Origin of the sequence: Rhodopila sp. (assembly GCF_965277825.1) — a bacterium.
In the GTDB taxonomy this organism is placed as follows: domain Bacteria; phylum Pseudomonadota; class Alphaproteobacteria; order Acetobacterales; family Acetobacteraceae; genus Rhodopila.
On the sequence record NZ_OZ255846.1, the window covers coordinates 3,614,283 to 3,634,644 of the forward strand.

Annotated in this window: 18 protein-coding genes and 1 pseudogene; 7 read left to right on the top strand and 12 right to left on the bottom strand. The window is 61.5% G+C overall.

All coding sequences use genetic code 11. The annotated features are described in order from the left end of the window. Positions 1-40: 40 nt before the first annotated feature. Positions 41-241, top strand: coding sequence for a hypothetical protein (locus ACQY4T_RS17710; RefSeq protein WP_428533381.1), 201 nt, complete (start codon positions 41-43; stop codon positions 239-241). A 35-nt stretch (positions 242-276) separates the two neighbouring features. Here ACQY4T_RS17710 and ACQY4T_RS17715 read toward each other — a convergent pair whose 3' ends face one another. Beyond that, positions 277-1,044: a glucose 1-dehydrogenase gene (locus ACQY4T_RS17715; RefSeq protein ID WP_428533384.1), complete on the bottom strand. Its 768-nt coding sequence runs from the start codon at positions 1,042-1,044 to the stop codon at positions 277-279. Between the two features lie 57 nt (positions 1,045-1,101). Between ACQY4T_RS17715 and ACQY4T_RS17720 the strand changes: the two genes are divergently transcribed. Then, entirely contained in the window at positions 1,102-1,473 is a 372-nt protein-coding gene (locus tag ACQY4T_RS17720) for a hypothetical protein (RefSeq protein ID WP_428533387.1), read from the top strand. Here ACQY4T_RS17720 and ACQY4T_RS17725 read toward each other — a convergent pair. The 4 genes from ACQY4T_RS17725 to ACQY4T_RS17740 form a co-directional block, all read right to left on the bottom strand. Then, positions 1,423-3,300 (bottom strand): ABC transporter ATP-binding protein, encoded by a 1,878-nt coding sequence (locus tag ACQY4T_RS17725; protein WP_428533390.1) that lies wholly within the window; start codon positions 3,298-3,300, stop codon positions 1,423-1,425. The two genes, ACQY4T_RS17720 and ACQY4T_RS17725, sit on opposite strands and share 51 nt — an antisense overlap. Before the next feature lie 64 nt (positions 3,301-3,364). Beyond that, positions 3,365-3,652 carry a hypothetical protein gene (locus tag ACQY4T_RS17730; RefSeq protein ID WP_428533394.1) on the bottom strand — a complete coding sequence of 96 codons (288 nt, stop codon included), beginning with the start codon at positions 3,650-3,652 and terminating at the stop codon, positions 3,365-3,367. 19 nt (positions 3,653-3,671) lie between these two features. Then, on the bottom strand, positions 3,672-4,961 hold the full coding sequence (locus ACQY4T_RS17735; RefSeq protein WP_428533397.1) for an LLM class flavin-dependent oxidoreductase: 1,290 nt from the start codon (positions 4,959-4,961) through the stop codon (positions 3,672-3,674). Positions 4,962-4,972: 11 nt separating this feature from the next. After that, the gene (locus ACQY4T_RS17740) at positions 4,973-5,746 is read right to left on the bottom strand and encodes an alpha/beta fold hydrolase (RefSeq protein WP_428533400.1); all 774 of its coding nucleotides are present in this window, start codon (positions 5,744-5,746) and stop codon (positions 4,973-4,975) included. Between the two features lie 452 nt (positions 5,747-6,198). Between ACQY4T_RS17740 and ACQY4T_RS17745 the strand changes: the two genes are divergently transcribed. The 3 genes from ACQY4T_RS17745 (at position 6,199) to ACQY4T_RS17755 (ending at position 9,947) form a co-directional block, all read left to right on the top strand. Beyond that, on the top strand, positions 6,199-7,599 hold the full coding sequence (locus tag ACQY4T_RS17745; RefSeq protein WP_428533403.1) for a DUF1800 domain-containing protein: 1,401 nt from the start codon (positions 6,199-6,201) through the stop codon (positions 7,597-7,599). Between the two features lie 14 nt (positions 7,600-7,613). After that, entirely contained in the window at positions 7,614-8,744 is a 1,131-nt protein-coding gene (locus ACQY4T_RS17750; protein ID WP_428533406.1) for a DUF1501 domain-containing protein, read from the top strand. 102 nt (positions 8,745-8,846) lie between these two features. After that, positions 8,847-9,947 (top strand): NHL repeat-containing protein, encoded by a 1,101-nt coding sequence (locus ACQY4T_RS17755; RefSeq protein WP_428533409.1) that lies wholly within the window; start codon positions 8,847-8,849, stop codon positions 9,945-9,947. Here ACQY4T_RS17755 and ACQY4T_RS17760 read toward each other — a convergent pair whose 3' ends face one another. Together ACQY4T_RS17760 and ACQY4T_RS17765 are read right to left on the bottom strand one after the other, a co-directional pair. Further along, entirely contained in the window at positions 9,948-10,859 is a 912-nt protein-coding gene (locus ACQY4T_RS17760; protein WP_428533412.1) for an aminotransferase class V-fold PLP-dependent enzyme, read from the bottom strand. 224 nt (positions 10,860-11,083) lie between these two features. Further along, a complete protein-coding gene (locus ACQY4T_RS17765; RefSeq protein ID WP_428533415.1) occupies positions 11,084-11,869 on the bottom strand; it encodes an SDR family NAD(P)-dependent oxidoreductase in 786 nt (261 codons plus the stop codon). A 159-nt stretch (positions 11,870-12,028) separates the two neighbouring features. Between ACQY4T_RS17765 and ACQY4T_RS17770 the strand changes: the two genes are divergently transcribed. Next, on the top strand, positions 12,029-14,161 hold the full coding sequence (locus tag ACQY4T_RS17770) for an acetate--CoA ligase family protein (RefSeq protein ID WP_428533418.1): 2,133 nt from the start codon (positions 12,029-12,031) through the stop codon (positions 14,159-14,161). Between the two features lie 154 nt (positions 14,162-14,315). On the opposite strand, the gene lexA is transcribed toward ACQY4T_RS17770, so the two are convergent. Continuing rightward, positions 14,316-15,041, bottom strand: coding sequence for a transcriptional repressor LexA (gene lexA, locus ACQY4T_RS17775; protein WP_428533421.1), 726 nt, complete (start codon positions 15,039-15,041; stop codon positions 14,316-14,318). A 142-nt stretch (positions 15,042-15,183) separates the two neighbouring features. Next, positions 15,184-16,389 carry a molybdopterin molybdotransferase MoeA gene (locus ACQY4T_RS17780; RefSeq protein ID WP_428533424.1) on the bottom strand — a complete coding sequence of 402 codons (1,206 nt, stop codon included), beginning with the start codon at positions 16,387-16,389 and terminating at the stop codon, positions 15,184-15,186. A gap of 406 nt (positions 16,390-16,795) precedes the next feature. Between ACQY4T_RS17780 and ACQY4T_RS17785 the strand changes: the two are divergent. Next, positions 16,796-17,541 (top strand): annotated as a pseudogene (locus ACQY4T_RS17785) (IS5 family transposase). Between the two features lie 16 nt (positions 17,542-17,557). Here the strand turns inward: ACQY4T_RS17785 and ACQY4T_RS17790 are convergent. The 3 genes from ACQY4T_RS17790 to ACQY4T_RS17800 form a co-directional block, all read right to left on the bottom strand. Beyond that, entirely contained in the window at positions 17,558-18,388 is an 831-nt protein-coding gene (locus ACQY4T_RS17790; RefSeq protein ID WP_428542959.1) for an ABC transporter substrate-binding protein, read from the bottom strand. Next, a complete protein-coding gene (locus ACQY4T_RS17795; RefSeq protein WP_428533427.1) occupies positions 18,358-18,894 on the bottom strand; it encodes an ABC transporter substrate-binding protein in 537 nt (178 codons plus the stop codon). The genes ACQY4T_RS17790 and ACQY4T_RS17795 overlap by 31 nt, the downstream gene beginning before the upstream one ends. A gap of 282 nt (positions 18,895-19,176) precedes the next feature. After that, positions 19,177-20,301, bottom strand: coding sequence for a LacI family DNA-binding transcriptional regulator (locus ACQY4T_RS17800; RefSeq protein ID WP_428533430.1), 1,125 nt, complete (start codon positions 20,299-20,301; stop codon positions 19,177-19,179). Positions 20,302-20,362 lie beyond the last annotated feature (61 nt).

The following is a 20,362-nucleotide window of genomic DNA, read 5'->3' on the forward strand; positions in this document are numbered from 1 at the left end:
TCGCTTGTCAAACATTCCCCGCCCGGTTAGCAACCACCCGATGATCACCCGTGGCGACATTCTCTGGCTCGGCGTTTCCGCGGGGGTTACCGGCAGTCTGGTCGGTGGGATGATGTTGGGTATCGGACTGGGTTTGATCGTCAACAACCAGCCCTGGGGCTGGTTGTTGCTACTGCCCGGCGCGCCGGTGTCGGCGATCCCCGGTTGGCTGCTCGCGAGGAAATTGGCGCGGCAGATTTAGAACAGATCGCTTCGCTAGTAGCAGCGCACGGGTTATCAAGCGGCGGTCAGGCCGCCGTCCACCTCATAGGCTGCGCCGGTGACATAGCTGGCCCGGTCAGAACACAGCCAGACCACGGTTTCGGCGATCTCGCGCGGTTCGCCGAAACGGCGCATCGGCGTGCGGGCGATGACTGCCTCGCTGCGCTGTTGGCGGTGGAGAGCTGTCATTCGGGTGACGATGTAGCCGGGGCAGACGGCGTTCACCCTGATGTTATCCTCGGCATATTCCACCGCGGCGCTCTTGGTCAGGCCGATCACGCCATGCTTGGCGGCAACATAAGCGCTGGAGGTGCGCAGACCGATCAGGCCGGCGATCGAGGCGGTGTTGACGATCGCGCCGCCGCCGGCCGACAGCATTAGCGAAATCTCGTGCTTCATGCAGAGCCAGACGCCCTTGAGGTTCACTTCGATCATGCGATCGAACGAGGCTTCGGACCATTCGTGGGTCAACTGGCCCGCCGCGTCCACCTGGTGTCCGGCGATACCGGCATTGTTGAACGCACAATCCAGCCGGCCGTAGCCGGCGATCGCGCCCTGGAGCATCGCCTGGACCTGAGCCGAGACCGTGACATCGGCGGATAGCGATATGGCCTGACCGCCTCCGGCGTTGATGAGGGAAACTGTCTCGGCTGCCGCCTCCGCCTCGAGATCGGCGACCGCGACGCGGGCGCCTTCGCGGGCAAACGCCAGGGCGGCTTCGCGCCCGATGCCGTTGCCGCCGCCGGTGACCAGGGCGACTTTGCCGTCAACCAGTCCAGCCATTTGTTCCTCCGTTGTTTGTGCCGGCAGCATCCCGCACCGGTCGCGGTTTATCAATCGGTGCGGACGTCCCATATCAAGCCGATGTTCTCGAAGCCCGCTTCGCTGTCGCGTTCGACGCCCTGGCACGACGTGATCATCTTGTGCCGCAAATGCGGCAAGAAGCGCCGTGGCGGCTTCGGGCCAAAGCATAAACAGCCGCTGAAGGATATACTGCGTCAGGAGTTGCGGAATATCGGGCAGCGTCGAGGGGTGCGAGTGATGGAGACCTCGTGCCTCGGGGTCTGCCCGAAGGATGGGATTACGGCGCTGAACGCGACGACCCCCGGCACGGTCCACGTCATTCCGATCGGTACGGATGGCGCGGCGGCGGTCAGGACGCTACTTGGCGACCACGCTGTCGCGGATGCCAAGGGCATCGAAGCCGCCTGATTGGCGACGCCACAGCCTTGCGTAGACGCCGTCGCGATCGAGCAGTTCCTTGTGGGAACCGGCTTCTACGATGCGGCCTTCGTTCAACACGATCAAGCGGTCCATCCGAGCTATGGTGGACAGCCGATGAGCGATGGCGATGACGGTTCGACCTTCCATAAGCGCATCGAGTTGTTCTTGAATAGCTGCTTCTACTTCCGAATCGAGTGCCGAGGTTGCCTCGTCGAGCACCAGGATCGGGGCGTTTTTCAGGATCACCCTGGCAAGGGCGACGCGCTGGCGCTGGCCGCCGGAGAGTTTTACACCGCGCTCGCCGACGTGGGCGTCATAGCCTTGGCGGCCGAACCAGTCCTCGAGGCCGAGGATGAAGTCGTGGGCGTGCGCTTGTTTCGATGCGGCAACAATCTGCGCTTCGGTGGCCTGTGGCTGGCCGTAGCGGATGTTTTCCCGGATCGACCGATGCAGCAACGAGGTGTCCTGTGTCACCATCGCGATGTGCCGGCGCAGGCTCTCTTGGGTGACGCCGGCGATGTCCTGGCTGTCGATCAGGATGCGGCCGGATGCCGGGTCGAAGAAATGCAGCAGCAGGTTTACCAGGGTTGACTTGCCGGCACCTGAGGGGCCGATGAGCCCGACTCGCTCACCGGGTTCGATGGTCAGGTTGATGCCGTGAAGCACCGCGGGGTAGCGCGTACCGGCGGTTTCGCGCACCCGTCCGTAGTCGAAATGGAGATCTTCGATGCGGATGCCGCCGCCGGTGACTTGAAGTTCGACGGCGGTTGCTGGGTCTGGCATCTGCCTTGGCACGTCGATGGAGCGCATGCCATCGAGCACGGTTCCGATGTTTTCGAAAATCGAGGTGATGCTGCGGGCGACCCAGCCGGCGATGTTGTTCAACTGCCAGGCTAGCGGAATTGCGGTGGCGACGGCTCCGATCGCGATATTTCCGGCCGACCATTGCCAAAGCGCGACCGCAGCCATCGAAACGATCAGGCTGGCGTTCATCACGACGAGGGCGGAGGTATAGGCGGTGGTCATGCGGGTCTGGTCGCGGAACGCCCCGGAATGGTCGTCGATCGCATCGCGAACGAAAGCGTCCTCGTCGGCGGCTCGGGCGAACAGTTTGACTGTCAGGATATTGGTGTAGCTGTCCACCACGCGCCCGGTCAGCGTCGAGCGCATTTCGGAGACCCGGCGCGAGCGATCGCGCAGGCGGGGCACGAAGTAGCGCAGCATGACCGCGTAGAGGCCGAACCAGACCAGCATCGGCAGGGTCAGGCGCCAGTCGAGCCGGCCCAAGAGGATGACGGCGCTCGAGCCATAGACGAGAATATACCATGCCGCGTCGAACGCCATGACCAGGCTTTCGCGCAGTGACGGGCCGGTCTGCAGGACTCTATTGGCGATGCGGCCGGCAAAGTCGTTCTGGAAGAATGTCCAGCTCTGACGCACCACGTGCCAGTGGTTCTGCCACCGTATCATGTTGGAGAAGCCGGGATTGACGATCTGGTTCACCAGGACACCGTGCGCGACGAAGCTGAGCGGGCGGACGATCAGCAACACCGCCGCCATGCCGAGCAGGACCATGCCGTGATCGCGCAACAGGGTCTGGGGGGTATTGGCGGAGACGAGGCTAACCACTCGGCCGATGAAGGCCGGGATCATGGTGTCGAGGATGGCAACCAAGCCGCCAAACACGAACAGCGCCAGCGTGAGACCGGTGACCTGACGAATGTAGAACCAGTAGAACCACTTAACTCCGGCGTTGGGCGGCGGTGCCGGGTTGCCGGCGGTGGGGTCTAGGAGGGCTTCGAAGCGGCGCAACATGGTACTAGCGGTGGACCCTGTTGACCGCTTCGTCAATTGTTTCCCTGATGGTCAGCTCCGTCGGTCAGGACCAATGCCCTCGGACCCAATAGGGTCCTTGCCAGTGCGGTGGGATCCAGACGCGGCGCGGACCGGGGTAGTAGGGCCGGGGCGGTACGGCGTAGGCGACCGGTGGCGGCGCGTAGTATCTGGGTGCGGGATAGACCGGTGCGACGACAACGGGTGGCACCGCAATCCCGACACCCCAGCCGCCGCGCCACCATGCCTTGGCATCATGCGGAGCGGCGGCGATACCGATGGCGGCAAGACCCGCGATCGCGGCCATGCTGCCGAGACGATTCGAGATGGGCATCGCAAACCTCCTGCTTATTTTACGATGCGGGGTGATGTAGTCGGTCTGTGTTACTGGTCTGTGTCTCGATTGTTTCGAATGATCGACCCGCCAGGCCTATTCTGCCGCGGCGGCTTGTTGCGGCGCGCCGAGTTCCCTCAGGCGCGCCGAGTTCCCTCAGGCGCGGCGCAACTTCTTTTCCGAACAGAGCGATGTTCGACTTCGCATCCTGATGCGTCAGTTCGCCGCCCTGGCCGAAGAACAGCAGATGCCCGACGCCGCCCATGCGCTGGTTGAAGGCCTTCAACTGGTTGAACACGTCGTCGGGGGTGCCGGCGAACACCGTTTCGGTGTCCATGAACTGTTCGACCGTCGCCTTGCGGTGATCGATCGGGACGCCGTTGCGGTCGGTCACCATCCGATGGGCGCGCGGGCCGGCCCTCAGCATCGCGACATTGGCGCCGATCGAGTTGTAGCCGGGTGGATTGGTGAACGGCTCCGCCACGACCGGGGCGGTGCGCACATAGTCGGCGATGATGTCGGCGCGGCGCAGTCCTTCCTCTCGGGTGGCGCCCACGCCGACGATCGCGGCGTAGGCCATGCGGTCGGGACCGGCCTGCCATCCCAGCTCGCGGGCGCGCTTGCGGTAGGCTTCGTACATTGGCTTGGCGAGGCCGCCGGAGAGTAGCGTGCCGACGACGTGGCCGCGTTCGGCGGCGGCGATGCCGGTGTCGACGCTCATGCCGGTCATCCAGATCGGAGGGGTCGGCTGCTGGATTGGGCGCGGCCAGATGTTGACGGCGCGATATTGGTAGAACTCGCCTTCCCAGGAGAACGGACCGGTGGTCGTGGACAGTGCCTTGACGATCAGGTCGTGCGCTTCCCAGTAGCGGCGCATCAGTCGTCCGGGATTGGAGTTGGCCGGTGCGATCTCGTACGGCGCGCCTTTGACCAAGCCCATCTCGATCCGGCCGCCGGACAGACAGTCGAGCCAGGCCATTTCTTCGGCGACCCGCACCGGGTCCGGTCGGTTCGCGATCGGGTTGCCAAGGCTGAGCAGGCGTGCGTTTTTGGTTTCGCGCGCAATGACCGAGAGCGCCATCGGAACCGAAACTGTCATACAGGTTGCGGTGCTGTGGTGTTCGTTCACCATGATGTCGAGGCCGACGTCGTCGCAGAGGGCGAATTCGTCAAGGTAGCGGTTCAGCAGCCTGCCGGCTTCGGCCGGGTCCAGATTTTCGCTGGGGAAATTGACCCGCAGCGAGCCGCGGGCAAGGCCTTTCTGCCACGCCGGGTGATATGCCATTTCGGAGAAATACCAGGTGCGCATAACGATTGTCCTTAAAGCCGAGCGGTGAAGGCGCCGACGCGGGCGGCGAAACCTTCGGGCTGCTCCCAGTGCGGGAAATGACCAGCGTTGGGGATCGTTTCCATGGTGGAGGCCGGGATTTCCGCCTTCCAGGCCTCGCCGTATGCCAGGGAGACGATGCCATCCTGCTCACCCCAGATCAGGTGGGTGGGGATATCGATGCGGTGCAGCCAGCGCTTCAGACGCGGGTTGTGCATGTAGGGTTTCCAGCCGAATACGACGAGCGCTTCGCGGCCGCGGGCGATGCCGGCCAGTTCGGTGTCGGGCAGCCTGGTGGTGTCGATCTCGCCGCTGGCGGGGTTGGCCCAGGCCAGGCGCATGAATTCGGCGCGGGGTATGGCGTGCATGTCGGTGATGTCACGGTCAAGCACGCCGCCGACCTTGATTCCGAGGGGAGCGGCGAGCAAGAGGCCAGCAAAGCGGTTGGTGTTGCGAACCGCCATCTCAGCGGCGACCCACCCGCCGAAGCAATTTCCAGCCAGGACGGCATCTTGCAGATTCAGTTGGGCTGCGAGATCGAGATACATGTAGGCCAAGTCTTCGACGGTCCCCATCCAGTCGGGCAGCATCGATCCAGCGAAGCCTGGATGATGCGGAGCGATCACGCGGTGATACTGCGCCAGCAGATCGAGCCAGCGGCGGTTCGGTTGCAACCCCTCGCCCGGATGCAGGAAGAGGAGCGGACGCCCCTGCCCTCTTTCATCGACTTCCAAAGCGACGCCGGAGATGGTGAGGCTGCGGGTCATGGCGGATTTTCCCTATCGTGTCGCTGGCGTGAGTTTAGCCTTTCGCTAAATGTGGGCAAGGTTCGGCGGTCTGTGCAATTGGTTTCTGTTGCAACCGGTCTGACGTGGTTTGCAGGACTGAGTGGCTTTATCTCAGTTCAGGTTCAACATTTCGTGTAAATTTGCATGATCCCGACGATGTCCAAATGGGGAGACAGCGGTTCAAGTATTCCCAGTGTTTTGGCTCGATCCAACGGACTTGACGGAGGGCGTTTCCTGGCACACCGTCAGCCAGCTTCGACATTTGTTCTGACACAGGAAACGTCGATGTGCTGCTTTGGAAACGCATGTTTCTTGGCGCCGACTAAATCCGGCTCGATCTATGTCTTCTTCGGCAGCCCTCGACTCGCGCTTAGCTTGGCTAAAACCAGCGAAATCATTGATGGATCATGAGTGTCAAGGGAGATCCGAGCATGGCAAACGATATCGCTTTGATGGCGCACCTGATGCGTCGCGCCGGCTTTGGCGCCTCGCGCGATGAGTTGGAAGTGCGGGCGGCCAAAGGCTATGAGGCGACCGTCGAGGAGCTGCTAGATCCCGAAAGCCAGCCGCCGGTGGACCCTTACGACCTGCTGCGCTATCAGCCGGCCGCTCTTTTGCCAGGCGGCCAGCCGCCTATGGGCAACGTGAATTATATGTATTACCTGGTGACTACGCAGCGGCCCCTGCAGGAAAAGATGGCGCTGTTCTGGCATCATGTATTTGCCACCGGCAATTCCAAAGTGGACAACTATGATCAGTTGCTGGAGCAGATCGAGATTTTCCGCGCCAACGGCATGGGGAACTATCGCGATCTCCTGCTGAAGATGGCGCGCAATCCGACGATGATATTTTGGCTGGACAACAATCAGAATCACGGCACGGCAGTGAATGAAAACTGGGGGCGCGAACTGCTGGAACTGTTTAGTCTCGGAGCGGGAAACTATACTGAGAAGGATGTTCGCGAAGCCTCGCGCGCGTTTACCGGCTGGACGTTCGAGACCAAGATTCCACGACTGCCGTATGGCAGGTTCCCGTGGAAGTTTGAGTACAGGCCAGAGGATCATGACGATGGGATCAAGGAATTCCTGGGTCACCGCGGTCATCTGAACGGCGAGGACATTATCGATATCGTGGTCCAGCAACTGGCATGCGCGCGTTTCGTATGCCGGCATCTGTATAATTTCTTCGTTGCAGACGAGCCGCAGGTTCCGGCCTGGTCGTTTGAACCACCGCGTGATCCCGCAGCCCTGGATGCGATGGCCAAGACGTTTCGGGAGTCAAACTACGAGATCGTCCCGGTGCTGCGGATGTTGTTCAACTCCGACTTTTTCAAGAATGCTCGCAACAAGCATCTGAAGTCGCCGGCCGAAGTGGTCGTTGGCACCTTGCGTCTGGTGGGTGGGCACGAGGTGCCGATGCCGGGCTATGGCGAGCTTTCGATGCAGCCGTCCTATATGGGTCAGGATTTGCTCAATCCGCCATCGGTCGAAGGCTGGCACACGGGTCCCGAGTGGATCAACAGTGGCTCGTTGATGGCGCGGATCAACTTCGTGGCTGAGCAGATGGGTAATCTGTCGCTGCCGGGGGTGCGCGCCATCATTGATCGCCTGAAAGCGCGCGGCGCGCTTTCGCCGGACCAGTTGGTGGCCGGATGTCTCGATTTGCTGGGGCCGGTCGAAGTCAACAGCAGCACCCGCACGGAACTGACCGAACAAGCCAAGCAATGGGGTCAGTTGAAATGGGACAGCGACCAGAACGCTCAGACCGCAGCCAAGCGTGCCACGGAAATGATGCAGTTGATCGTGGCGACACGGGAATTTCAATTTGCTTGAGGGAGAACGATGTGATGGCGATGGGGCAGAAAGACCCGGTTGTGGTGGTGCTGCAGCTCACCGGCGGGAACGATTATCTAAATACAGTGATTCCGTATAACAACCCGCTTTATCAGGATAACCGCAAAGCGGTTGGGATACCGGAAGGCCAGATCCTGGCATTCGACAATGAGTATGGGTTCCCGCCGTACCTGGCTCCGCTGAAAAAAATCTGGGACGACAACAAACTGGCTATTATGCATGGTGTGGGCTATCTCGATTCGCCTCGCTCGCACTTTCGGTCGATGGACATCTGGCACACCTGTGAGGCCGAAAAGGTGGGAACCGAAGGGTGGCTTGGCCGGGTGATTCGGGAATTCGATCCAAAGAAAGAAAACGTTGTCACGGCGGTCAGTTTTGGGCCGTGCCTGTTCCGTGCGCTAGCGGTTCCAGGGGTGCCGGTGGCGTGCGTCGCGGGCGCGTTGGAACGTTATGGCTTCCTGCCGAATATCCAGGAGCCGACGCAGCGGCAGCAAGTGCTGGAGCGTTTTTCCCGCATGTATCAGCCGATCGAGGGCAGCGGAGCGATGGATTACCTCGGGACCACGGGGCTGGATTCTCTGAAGGGGGCTGACATTTTGAAGGTCGCGCCGTCGCTTTACAAATCGGATGTGAAATATCCAAATACGTCTATCGCGAGCAAATTGCGCGGGATTGCACAGGTGCACCTGGCCGACCTGGGGACGCGGATATTCTACTGCGATCATGGCAGCTTCGACAGCCATGCCGGGCAGAATCCGTTGCACGCCAAACTGTGGGCAGATGTTTCCGAAGGTTTGGACGCGTTCATGGCCGATCTGCGCCAGCATGATGCGGCGGAGAATGTGATCGTGCTAATGTTCTCGGAGTTTGGACGCCGCGTGCGTGACAACGGATCTGGTACCGATCATGGAGCCGCCGGGGCGACATTCGTGCTTGGCGATCGGGTTAAAGGTGGCCACTACGGCGAATATCCGTCGCTGGCGGCTGAGCATTTGGTGCAGGGCGACCTGAATCCGAGCATGGATTTCCGGGCCATCTACTCGACGATCCTGGACAAGTGGCTGCATATCGATCCGGTTCCTATCGTTAACGGCACGTATGAGCAACCGAACTTCCTGCACTAGCGCGCCAGCGAGCGGGCAGCCTGATCGCGCTTTGGCGTTCCGGGACGTAGGCTCGCCGTTGCGGGCGAACTGAAAGCTAAATGGGCCAGATGGGAGGAAGCGATGCCGCTTACGACGGTTTCAAATGGAAGAACCTATGACTGGAGTTATGCGGTGGGGCGTGCCGCGGCTACGGGCACAGGGTTCAATTATCCGCAGACGATGTGCCTGGGGAACGACGGGGATATTTTCGTTGCCAATCGCGGGAATGAAAATAACTTCGGCCAGCGCGTCAATCGGGTGAAGCTTGGTGCTCCTGGGGAAGAGGAGTTGCTGGCGGAATTCTTTACCTGGGGCGAAGGTGAGGGAAAGTCCCGTTGGCCGTTCGGGGTCGCGGTCGATAGCCAGAACAATGTATACGTGTCAGACGAGTGGACGAATACGATCTCGGTTTTTCATGGCAACGGGACCTTCGTCAGGTCATGGGGCACGACTGGCAGTGGCGATGGGGAGTTGCTGCGTCCGGCTGGCTTGGCGTGCGACCAGAACGGCAATGTCATCGTCGTGGATAGCGGCAACAACCGGCTGCAAGTTTTTACCGGCGAGGGGAAGTTTCTCTCGAAATTTGGCAAAGGCGGTAGCGGTGACGGCGAATTCAACCGGCCCTGGGGGATCACGCTGGATACCGATGGCAACACCTACGTCGCGGACTGGAAGAATCATCGTATCCAGAAGTTCTCGCCGGATGGTACGTTCCTGATGAAGATCGGTGAATACGGCACCGTTCCCGCGGCACCTGATGCGTTTGCCGTGACCTACCTCGGCCCGCATATTTCGACCACGCCGCCGGCCGCGTATCCCAAGGCTGGAGTGCTCAATCATCCAACGGATGTGGCGGTCGACAGCGATGGCGATATCTACATTGCCGACTGGGGCAACCATCGGATCAGTATTTTTGACTCTCGAGGGCGGCCGCTGACCAATCTGATGGGTGACGCGCAGCAGATGTCCAAGTGGGGGCAGCAGAGTATCGATGCCAATCCGGATATGATGAAAGCATTGCGGCGGGTCAGAAATTTGGAACCGCAGTGGCGGCTGTGCTTTCCGACGGCAGTCGACTTCAATCCGAAGACTGACGAGATCATTATCGCCGACAGTCAACGCAATCGTTTGCAAATTTACAAGAAGGTGCGGGATTACGTAGATTTCCAGGCTAACCTTTAGTTAGTGCGGGGCGCCGAAACCTTCCGGCGCTCCGATCATCCCGCGGTGCGCGCGCGGCGAGGCAATGCAAACGCTGGCGCCGTGCCGTGCCGGATCGCTTGGCGTCATCAGTGAGATCTTGGACGTCGCCAGTTGAGCGAGAAGGGCTGCGGTGAGGGTTTGTACATGGCGCTGAACGTCACGCATATCGTATTGAGATAGATAGCTCAGCGCGCTGTTCAGGACGTAGATCGAGCAGTGAGCGGGGTTGCCTCGGGTGAACCTCATTGCGTCGGGCTGCAGCATCAAGGGCTTGTCATAGCTGCTGGATCCGGGGGCAAGAGAATGCCAGCCGGCCGTAGCCGGAGACCAGTCCGGTTGCCGCTCGCGGTTCCAATAAGCGACGGCGACGCCGGTGATACCGAGCATCCATTTGTAACAAGCGGAGAAGGCGAAGTCGGCGATCGACGCATCGATCGGCAGGTAGCCGGAGGCCAGCGTGAAATCGACCAACAGCAGCGCTCCGACCTTATCAGCCAAGGCACGCAAGGCGGTTAGGTCCACGCGCTCGCCGGTCAGGTAAGAGATGTAGCTAGTCGCGATGATGCGGGTGCTGGCGTCTACGCACGATGCCAAACGACCCTGGTCGTTGCCCTGCGCCTGACGCAGCCGTATCGACGGTTGGCGGCGCAGAGCTATCGGTGCGACGACGGACGGGTATTCGTGCGCATCGATGGCGACGGAATCGCCTTCACGCCAATCGATGCTTTCGGCGACGATGCTTACGCCTTCGGCAACGTTGCTGACGAAGCCGATATCCCCGGGCAATACGCCCCAAAGACGGGCCATGCCGGCGCGGGCGCCCTCGACCTGTCTTTCCTGGTTGGCACGGCCGGACGGGCCGCTGCTCTTATCTTCGACGTAGCGTAGCAACGCTGCATCATGCGTACGTAGGGCGGCGGTCTCGCCGCCCTGCGCAGACGTGTGCGACGCCGGGAGGGAGGCGGAAATCCGCTTGGTCGAAGAGTGCAGTCATCTGGTCCTCGCTGATCACGGCTCAATCGGTCCGGTGGCATCCGCACCAAACGGATGGTGCGATCGCTCTGAGGTAGCGGGCCGACGTTTTGGCTGTGGTTGGCGTTGCGGCCGAGGCTGGATCAATCGTCGTGCGATACGACCGATCCGGCGGTCGTTCCGCCGTCGATAACGATTGTCTGTCCGGTGGTGAAGCTTCCCGCGGCGGATGCGAGGAAGACGGCCGCGCCTGCGATTTCGTCCGGTTCGCCGATGCGCTGCAGAGGGGTATCCTTGGTGCGCTTGCGATATAGCGTCGGATTTTCCCATAACGCCCTGGCAAAATCCGTTCGCACCAGACCCGGTGCGATGGCATTGGCACGGATGTTCATCGGCCCCCATTCCACTGCGATGTTTCGTGCCAACTGCATATCGGCTGCCTTGGAGATCGCGTAGGTGCCGAGCTGGGCGGAACCGCGCAGACCGCCGATGGAGGAGATGATGATCACCGAACCGCCGCCGCGTTTCGCGATGTGCGGGAGCGCCATGTTTGCAAGCCACCAGTTGCTGCGTACGTTGGAGCCCATCACCCGTTCATAAGCGTCATCGGGCATGCCAGCGGCCGGCCCGAGATAGGGGTTCACCCCGGCGTTCTGCACAAGTATGTCGATCCCGCCGCAGCGTGACAGTGTTTGATCGACAAGATTCCGCAGTTCCTCCTTGCGGGCGATGTGGCAGGGGATGACAACCGCCTTGCCGCCATTGTCGCGAATTTTAGCGGCGACGGCCTCGCACGCGTCTGGCTTCCGGCTTGAGACAACGACGGTCGCGCCATGTTCTGCCATACGAGTGGCGATGGCGAGGCCTATTCCTTTGGTAGATCCGGTGACCATGGCGACTTTGCCGGTAAGGTCGAATAGTGACGCCATCCTGATCTTTCCTCTTTAAAAGGTTTATGGCTCCTGGGCTGCGCGGCGTGGCGCTTGCCGGAAACGGCCGGCACTGCGAGTTTGCCGCTATCGCGCGGCTTGCCGAGCCGTTACCCATGAGTATGCTGGGCTGATCGGGAACGTCAATCAGGCGACAACATGCCAATCAGACGCACCGGCGTTTACCGCCGCGAACAACTCACTCGGCTGTTGCATCCGGCTAGCATTGCGGTCATCGGTGCCTCGACGAGACCTGGTTCATTTGGCAAGCAGGTGCTTGCCAACATGGACCACTATAGCGGTAGGGCCTATCCGGTAAACGCGCGCTACAACACGATCGGCGCGCGCGCCTGCTATCCGAATGTTCGCGACCTGCCTGAGGTGCCGGATTGCGCGGTGATTACCGCGGCACGGGAAGCTGTCGAGGAAATCGTGCTGGACTGCGCCAAGGCCGGAGTTGGGGGTGCCATCATCTTTGCCTCGGGTTACTCCGAGACCGGAAAGGACGACCGGATCGTCCAGCAAGAACGTTTGGCGGCGATCGCGCAGGAGACCGGCTTGCGGATTGTCGGACCAAACTGCATCGGCGTGGTGAATGCCCTTTTGGACAGTCGAGTAACGTTCATGGACATCACGCCTATCCCGAAGCCCGAACGGAACGCGGTCGGGATCATCAGCCAGTCGGGGGCGTTGGGCATGGCACTCGCGCAAGGCGTGGTGCGAGGGCTCTCGGTCAGCCATGTCATGACGTCAGGCAATTCTTGTGACGTGGATATGGCGGACTTCGTCAACTACCTGGCGACCGATCCGGCCTGCGGATCGATCGCCTGCGTGTTCGAGGGCATGGCGACGCCGGACCGGCTGTTGCTCGCGGCGGACAATGCGTGGGCGGCCGACAAGCCGTTGGTGATATTCAAGATGGCGACCGGCGAGCAAGGTGCGCAGGCCGCCATGTCGCATACCGGATCACTGGCTGGTTCGAATGCGTCCTATCGAGCCGTCTTCAAGCGCGCGGGCGCGGTCGTGGTGGACGACTTCGAGGCGTTGATGGAAACGGCTGCGTTCTTTGCCAAGGCGCCGGCGCCGACAGCATCGGGCGCGGCGATCGTCGCAGCCTCGGGCGGGGCCGCGATCATGGCGGCTGATCGCGCTGAGCAGCACGGCGTGCCGCTGCCGCAACCGTGTGCCGACGTGCGGGCGATTCTGGAGTCACGCATCCCTGAGTTTGGGTCATCACGCAACCCCTGCGACGTCACCGCGCAAATCCTGGCCGACCCGGAATCGCTTGGCGTTTGCGCGAACGCTCTGCTGAGCGACCCGCAATACGGCGTTCTGGTTTCGCCTTTGACCTATGGCTATGCGCCGTCGGCGAAACGGCCGCAGACCTACAGCGCGTTGGCCGAGCAGCACGGCAAGATGGCCTGCGTTGCGTGGCAGACGGAATGGCAGGATGGACCGGGCGTCGTGGAGGCCAATCAGTGCAACAAGGTTGCGCTGTTCCGGTCGATGAGCGCGTGTTTCGCCGCATTGGCCGCTTGGCAATGGCGTGCCGATAAGCGCATGGCTGGTGCCCAAACTGTCGCCTCAACGTCGGCTGAAACGCTGGTTCGGGCCAGGGAATTGCTTGCGGCTGCTGATGGGCGGACCCTTACGGAGCGCGAGGCGAAGGTGGTCTTGGGGTTTTATGGTGTGCCCGTCGTCGGCGAGCGGCTAGCGACATCGATTGAAGACGCAGTGAACGCGGCGGCGGCGCTCGGTTATCCGGTGGTGCTGAAGGTCGAGTCTCCGGACCTGCTGCACAAAACCGAGGCGGGGGTGATCCGGCTGAACCTGCGCGATTCTGACGAGGTGCGGGAGGGTTATGCGGCAGTGATGGCGAACGCGGCAAAGGTCTCGCCACCGCCGCTGATCCACGGGGTGCTGGTGCAGCCCTTGGTGCCGCAGGGGATCGAGATCGTTGTGGGGGCTCGTAACGATGCTTTATTCGGACCGATGATCGTTGTCGGGCTCGGCGGCATTCTGGTCGAGGTGCTGCGAGACACCGCTTTGTCGCCGGCTCCGGTAACACCGTTTGAGGCCGCTAATCTGCTGCAGCAACTCAAGGGCGTGAAGTTGCTGGAAGGTTTTCGAGGCATGCCTGCGGTGGATATGAAGCGGTTGGCCCAGGTCATCAGCGATGTATCCCGTCTAGCGGCGGATCATCGCGATTCGATTGTGGAACTGGATGTGAACCCGGTTATTTGCGCGGGAGCTCGGATTACGGCGGTGGATGCGCTTATGGTGCTGGGGTGACGGGATGGCAGCAGGATCAACCGCTGGCAAAGCCTCGATTAGAAGTGTCGTGACGAGCTTCAGCCGCACGGTGATCAAGACTTGGCAGGTCGCCCAGACTTTGCGGGCCCGCGGCCGCGAAAATCTGGGGCACTGTCGAGCTAAACATTGGGCTTTAATATGTCCGCATCAGCGCGACGATCCGGCCCTGCACCTTGACCTGGTCAGCGGGAAAGATGCGGGTCTCGTGCCTGACATTGCATGGCTCGAGCGCGATTGAATTGCCGCGGCGGCGCAGTCGTTTCAGCGTGACCTCATTGTCGTCGACAAGTGCCACGACGATTTGCCCGTTTTCGGCGGTATCACCCTTGCGAATGATGACGGTGTCGCCGTCCAGGATCCCGGCCTCAACCATAGAGTCGCCTGCAACCTCGAGACCGTAATGTTCGCCTGGGCCAAGGAGGGCAAGCGGTACCTCGATGTAACTGGTGGTATCGCGGAGTGCCTCGATCGGCAGGCCGGCGGCGATGCGGCCGTGCATCGGCAACTGGATCGCACCTGCATCGTTCGCGGTGCGAACCCCAGAGAGACGCTGGGTGAAATCGCCTCGGATGACATTTGGCTTAAAGGCGGGCGGCATATCGCTTTCCGTGGGCGAGGACGCCGGGGTTTCGCGTGACAGCATGTTGTCCGGCAGACGCAGCACGTCCAGGGCACGAGCACGATGATGCCGACGGGCGAGATATCCCCGTTCCTCCAACGCCGAGATCAGCCGGTGGATGCCCGATTTCGACTTGAGCTTCAGAGCGTCCTTCATCTCTTCGAAACTTGGAGAAAAACCGGTCTGCTTCAGATGGCGATCGATGTAGACCAGCAGTTCGTATTGCTTGCGCGTCAACATTGCGGACTTCCTTGCGTAACCGCCGGAACAAACCGGCAACCCTGGAAGCCGTTCTATGTTGGTTCCATTGCTGTCGTCAAGCGAAACTGTGGATAATTTTGCACATCCCAGTATCTAAGCGGGGTTTCTTGAAGCTATAGCCTCACAAACCGAGCGAATCGAGTCGGATTATGCGGACCTCTGCGCCTTCCGGCAGGGCGGGGTCGTTTGGGGCACGCAAGACAAGCGCGTCGGCATTCGCCAGCCGTCGAAGCATCGCCGAATCCTGCACCGGGAAGGGGGTAACGACGAAACGGCCGTTTTCATCGATTCGCAACGTTGCCCGTAGATGGTCCGCGCGCCGATCATTCTGCTTTACTGGCGTGCCGAGGAATGCCGAGGAAACCGGTGGTGATGCGTCAGACAAACCGGACAATCGGGCCAGCGCCGGCAGCAGGAACAAGATCGCGCAGACCAAGGCGGAAACCGGGTTACCTGGCAGACCGAGAACAGGGGTGACGCCGAGTTGGCCGAACAGGAGCGGTTTGCCAGGACGCATGGCAATTTGCCAGAAATCAAGCGTCATCCCTCGAGCCTGCAGCGCCGCGATAACCAGGTCGTGGTCGCCCACCGAGGCTCCGCCCGTGGTGACCAACATGTCCATGCCGACGACCGTGTCGGCGACGGCACCTATCGCGGCCTCCTGGTCTCGCGCGACCGGCAGGATTACGGCCTCACCGCCGGCAGCTTGGACCAAGGCGGCGAGCGCATGAGAGTTGGAGCTTACGATACCACCGGGTGGAATTGGCTCGCCAGGCATAGCTATCTCGTCGCCGGTGGCCAGGATGGCGACGCGGGGGCGGCGGTGTACTGACAGCCATGGGTAATTGGCGGCGGCGGCCAAGCCGATATCGCGCGCCGTCAGTCGTCGCCCAGACCGGATCACGACATCTCCGGCGGCGAAGTCTTGCCCGGCGCGACGGATGTGCCGGCCGGCGACCGCTGAATGGTTAACACGGACACGATCGCCTTGGCGGGTAGCGTCTTCTTGAAGCAGGATGGCGTCCGCGCCGGTCGGGATAACGCTGCCAGTGAATAGGCGGATGGCTTCGCCTGGGCCAACCTGCCCGTCGAAAGGATGACCAGCCGGCGCGGCGCCGATCACGCGCAGATCGGCGTCGATGACGCCATCCATGGCGCGCAGCGCATAACCGTCCATCGCCGAGACGTCTGCGGGAGGTTGCGTCAGGCGCGCGGTCACATGCTCGGCGGTGACACGGTTCCAGGCGTTGGCAAGGGCGACGATCTCGGCAGGTTCTGCGCGCAATGCATTCAATATGCGGGCGCGGGCTTCCTCGACGCTGATCATGCTTCGCTCCTGAGACGTGAGATCATTCTGGGCGAAGGCGGTAAGCGTCTCAAGTCGCTGGCGCGAGCGGGTGGGTATCGGGCGGTCACAAGCCGCCCATGAAGTTGATACCGAGCCGTGTTAGACTCGCCTGACGTTGGTGAACAGAATCAGGCCCTTCATCATGTCGGCCAAGTTGTTACGATATGCAACGGGCTGATAGTAAGTGTCCGTCCGGAAGCTTTTTGAGTCTTTAGAGTCGGTTAGCCAGGGGGGGTTGAATTCATTGAATCTTCTGTGATTCGATCGGCGGGTTCGATTCGCGAGGTGGCTGATGTGGACGACCGAGAACCGTCATCGCTACGAGCGGGACAAGCTGCGTTACCCGTGTGACCTGACCGACGAAGAATGGGCGCAGGTGAAACCGATGATCCCGCCGGCCAAGCGCGGCGGGCGGCGGCGGGAGGTTGATGTGCGGGAAGTGTTGAATGGCATCATGTATGTCCTCAGCACCGGTTGTCCGTGGCGTTACATCCCCAAGGACCTGCCGCCGCGAAGCACGCTGTATGACTACATGCAACGCTGGGACTACGATGGGACGTTGGGAAAAATCCACTACGAACTCTACCAAAGATGCCGCGCCTTGGTGGACCGCCAGGCCAGTCCGACCGCCTGCATGATCGACAGCCAGAGCGTCAAGAGCGCCGAAAAAGGGGGGCCTGCATCGATCCCAAGGGGTATGATGCGGGGAAGAAAGTCAGTGGCAAGAAGCGACATATCCTGGTCGATACCGAGGGCTTGTTGATGCACGCCGTGGTTCACCCGGCCGACCTCCAGGATCGCGATGGCGGCGTGCTGGTGTTGGCGACATTGTTCGGGCTGTTCCCGTTCCTGAAGAAGCTGTTCGCTGATGCCGGCTACCAGGGCCCGCAATTCCGCCAGCAACTGGCCAAGCTGCTGCCACGGCTCTCGGTGGAAATCGTCAAACGCTCCGATACTGCCAGCAGCTTCGAGATTTTACCCAGACGCTGGGTCGTGGAACGGACCCTTGCTTGGCTCAACCGATGCCGACGCCTGGCCAAGGATTTCGAGAACCTGAGCCGTAACGCCCTCACCTTCATCAAACTTGCTTCGATCCGACTGATGCTGAGAAAGCTAAGCAATCCGGCCTAAACTTTCCGGACAGACTCTAAAGGCCCAGCGGCATCGCCGGCGCGTCTTGAAACGCCTGGCGCTGGATGTCGGCCGCCAGGGACTTTTGCGCAGATGCATCGGTGGTTTGTAGCCACTGATCGCGCAGCGCTTCCAGCTTCGGCAATGTAGGCCAGCCGAACCAAGCGTTGTTGCCGTTTCCGCGCAACAGTGCGTTGCCAGCCGGGTTATCCAGGTCCAGGCCGCCCCACATGGAGCCAAAAATGCTCCAGCCGCCATCGGCGATCGGTTGGCGTCGTGTCGTCCGCTGCACAACCGTGCCCCAGTCAGTTGAGACGTAGTCGACGTTCAGACCGATCTTGCTTAGCACATCGGCGCCGACCTGGCAGATTGCGGTGATCCGCGGCACGTCAGCCGCTCCCAGGAAAACCACTTTCTCACCGTTGTAGCCGGCTGCTTTCACCGCTTTGCGCAGGGCGGCGAAATCGGGGTTGGAACTGAAGTTGTCCATTCCGGCGTTGGACGCGTAGACCGAGCTGGGGGCGAAGAAGCCGACATGGTCGTTGATCACGCCTGGATCCGCCTCGCCGGCGACGGCGGTCATGAATTCCTTCTGGTTCACCGCGTGCAATGCGGCCCGGCGGATCGCCGGGTTGTCGAATGGCGGATAGAGATGATTGAAGCGCAGCACCCCCACCAGGCCGGTGGTTTCCATGACTTCAACCCGCAGGTTACGATCGGACTTGAGCGACGGAACCAGATCCATCACCGGTTGCTCGACCCAGTCAACCTCGCCAGCGCGTAGGGCGGCGGCCTGGGTTGAAGGATCAGGCGTCGTTAGCCACTGGACGCGATCGAAATTCGCAATCCGGGGGCCGGCACAGAAGCTGGCGACACCTTCGCGCGGGCGATATTTTTCGAATTTGCGTACACATTGCGGGCGCCGGAGACACGCTCATCCGGCAGGAAGCGAAACGGGCCGCTGCCTACCATCTCGGTCAGTAGGGTGCCGGAGGGAGTGGCCGCCAGCCGCTCAGGCAAGATCACCGCCATCAGATTCGTCGGCTTCGCCAGCGCCCGGGGCAGCAGTGGAAAAGGACGGTTCAGGCGGAAAACGACCTGCTTGTCGGTTGGTGCGGAGAGGTCGTCGGTCGCCGCCATCAGCGCTTGTCCGAACGCATCTTTCGCGCCCCATCGACGCAGGCTGGCGACGACGTCGCGGCCAAGCACCGGGGTTCTGTCGTGGAACAGCAGGCCGTCACGCAGAGTCAGTGTCCAGACCTTTTGATCGGGCTCGACGGCGTGGCCGGCCAGCATCTGGTGCTGCGCATTGCCATCGCTATCGAGCGCGAACAGCGTGTCGAATATCATCATGACGTGGTTGCGAGTAACGAATGCACTGACGAGCGGATCGAGCAGAGCGAGGTCGGATTAAGGCACAAACTTTAGTGTCGTGGCGGAGGCCGCTCGCACAATCGATGGGCGGCCTATGCCACCCGCAAGCGCAATTGCCGCTGCACGGCCGAAGAACTGACGTCTTTTCATGCTTACAAGTCCGCAGTATCGAATCGATCGGTAGAAGTGGAGTGGCGAGCAAGAACTGCGCCAGAGAGGTACTTTCGCGAGGATGTTGTGTTATCAAAATGTGTTGTGTCGTCAGACACTGGCGCGGTCCACGATGCGGAAAGCAACATGCACCCTGTCGCCATCACGGGGTCCCTCTCCGGCCAAGCGACGCAAAAGGAAAGCGGCGGCGGTCCGACCCGTGCCGGCGCCTTCGAGGTTGACCGTCGTGATCGGTGGCTCGCTCATGGCGCTGAGCTCGAAATTGCCGAAACCGCAGACACCGATACGTTGCGGGATGGGTATGCCCTGCACGCGGGACTCAGTGACCACACCGAAGGCCAAAAGGTCTGAACTGCAGAATACCGCGCAGCGCTGATCGAGAAACGGCAGGAGAGCCCGGAGGCCGGCGCGCCCGGCGCCAATGGTACTCGGCGCCGGCATGTCCTGGTCGAGCACCAAGGAGGCGCCAGACTTGCTTACCGTCTCGGTAAATCCGCGCGCACGTGCCATCGCGCGGGAGTCGCGTGCCGTCAACACGGCGAAACGATCGTGGCCTTTGTTCAGCATGAATGTCGCAACATCAGCGCCCACCTGGGCGTGGTCGAAGCCGATCAGCATGTCGATCGGACGGTTGGAGACGTCCCAGATCTCGACCACCGGAATGCGCGCTTCGATCAGCATCTGCCAGGCAGCGGGGCTGTAGCCCGATCCGGTGATCAGCAACGCGTCGGGGCGACGCCCCAGAACAGCGCGGAACAGGGCCTCGTCGTCGGTGTCGTCGTAGCCGCAAATCGACAGCATGACCTGATAGCCGGCGTGGCGCATGGCGTCGGAGAACGATTGCACGACGCTGGCGAACATTGGATGCGCGATGGTGGGGACGATGGCCGCGACCGTACGGGATTTGCGTGACGACAAACCGCCAGCGATAAGATTGGGGACGTAGCCCAGGCGATCGATTGCTTCGCGGACGCGGGCGGTGGTTTCCGGCGAGACTCGGTCGGGGGTGTTGATCACGCGGGAGACGGTCATCGGGGCGACCCCCGCCGCGGCCGCCACATCTGTGATTTTCACGGGGATATTTTTCGCAGTCGTCTGGCTGTCGGCAGGGGCGCGCACCGGTTCGGACACCGTCTTTTCCTCGATTGCCGCTGGTCTGGCGACACCGTACCCTACTGCAGCATGGTCGACCAGGGTAGATGACAGGTCGTTCATGATTGCAGTCGATTCGATGCGGCCGGATAGCAGATGGACCCGAACGCCTTGGAGAGGGTGC

Excerpts from the sequence above, each read along its gene's own strand:
- ACQY4T_RS17710 (WP_428533381.1), top strand. The coding sequence starts at position 41 with ATGATCACCCGTGGCGACATTCTCTGGCTCGGCGTTTCCGCGGGGGTT.
- ACQY4T_RS17715 (WP_428533384.1), bottom strand. The coding sequence starts at position 1,044 with ATGGCTGGACTGGTTGACGGCAAAGTCGCCCTGGTCACCGGCGGCGGC.
- ACQY4T_RS17725 (WP_428533390.1), bottom strand. The coding sequence starts at position 3,300 with ATGTTGCGCCGCTTCGAAGCCCTCCTAGACCCCACCGCCGGCAACCCG.
- ACQY4T_RS17730 (WP_428533394.1), bottom strand. The coding sequence starts at position 3,652 with ATGCCCATCTCGAATCGTCTCGGCAGCATGGCCGCGATCGCGGGTCTT.
- ACQY4T_RS17735 (WP_428533397.1), bottom strand. The coding sequence starts at position 4,961 with ATGCGCACCTGGTATTTCTCCGAAATGGCATATCACCCGGCGTGGCAG.
- ACQY4T_RS17740 (WP_428533400.1), bottom strand. The coding sequence starts at position 5,746 with ATGACCCGCAGCCTCACCATCTCCGGCGTCGCTTTGGAAGTCGATGAA.
- ACQY4T_RS17745 (WP_428533403.1), top strand. The coding sequence starts at position 6,199 with ATGGCAAACGATATCGCTTTGATGGCGCACCTGATGCGTCGCGCCGGC.
- ACQY4T_RS17750 (WP_428533406.1), top strand. The coding sequence starts at position 7,614 with ATGGCGATGGGGCAGAAAGACCCGGTTGTGGTGGTGCTGCAGCTCACC.
- ACQY4T_RS17755 (WP_428533409.1), top strand. The coding sequence starts at position 8,847 with ATGCCGCTTACGACGGTTTCAAATGGAAGAACCTATGACTGGAGTTAT.
- ACQY4T_RS17765 (WP_428533415.1), bottom strand. The coding sequence starts at position 11,869 with ATGGCGTCACTATTCGACCTTACCGGCAAAGTCGCCATGGTCACCGGA.
- ACQY4T_RS17770 (WP_428533418.1), top strand. The coding sequence starts at position 12,029 with ATGCCAATCAGACGCACCGGCGTTTACCGCCGCGAACAACTCACTCGG.
- lexA (WP_428533421.1), bottom strand. The coding sequence starts at position 15,041 with ATGTTGACGCGCAAGCAATACGAACTGCTGGTCTACATCGATCGCCAT.
- ACQY4T_RS17780 (WP_428533424.1), bottom strand. The coding sequence starts at position 16,389 with ATGATCAGCGTCGAGGAAGCCCGCGCCCGCATATTGAATGCATTGCGC.
- ACQY4T_RS17795 (WP_428533427.1), bottom strand. The coding sequence starts at position 18,894 with ATGATGATATTCGACACGCTGTTCGCGCTCGATAGCGATGGCAATGCG.
- ACQY4T_RS17800 (WP_428533430.1), bottom strand. The coding sequence starts at position 20,301 with ATGAACGACCTGTCATCTACCCTGGTCGACCATGCTGCAGTAGGGTAC.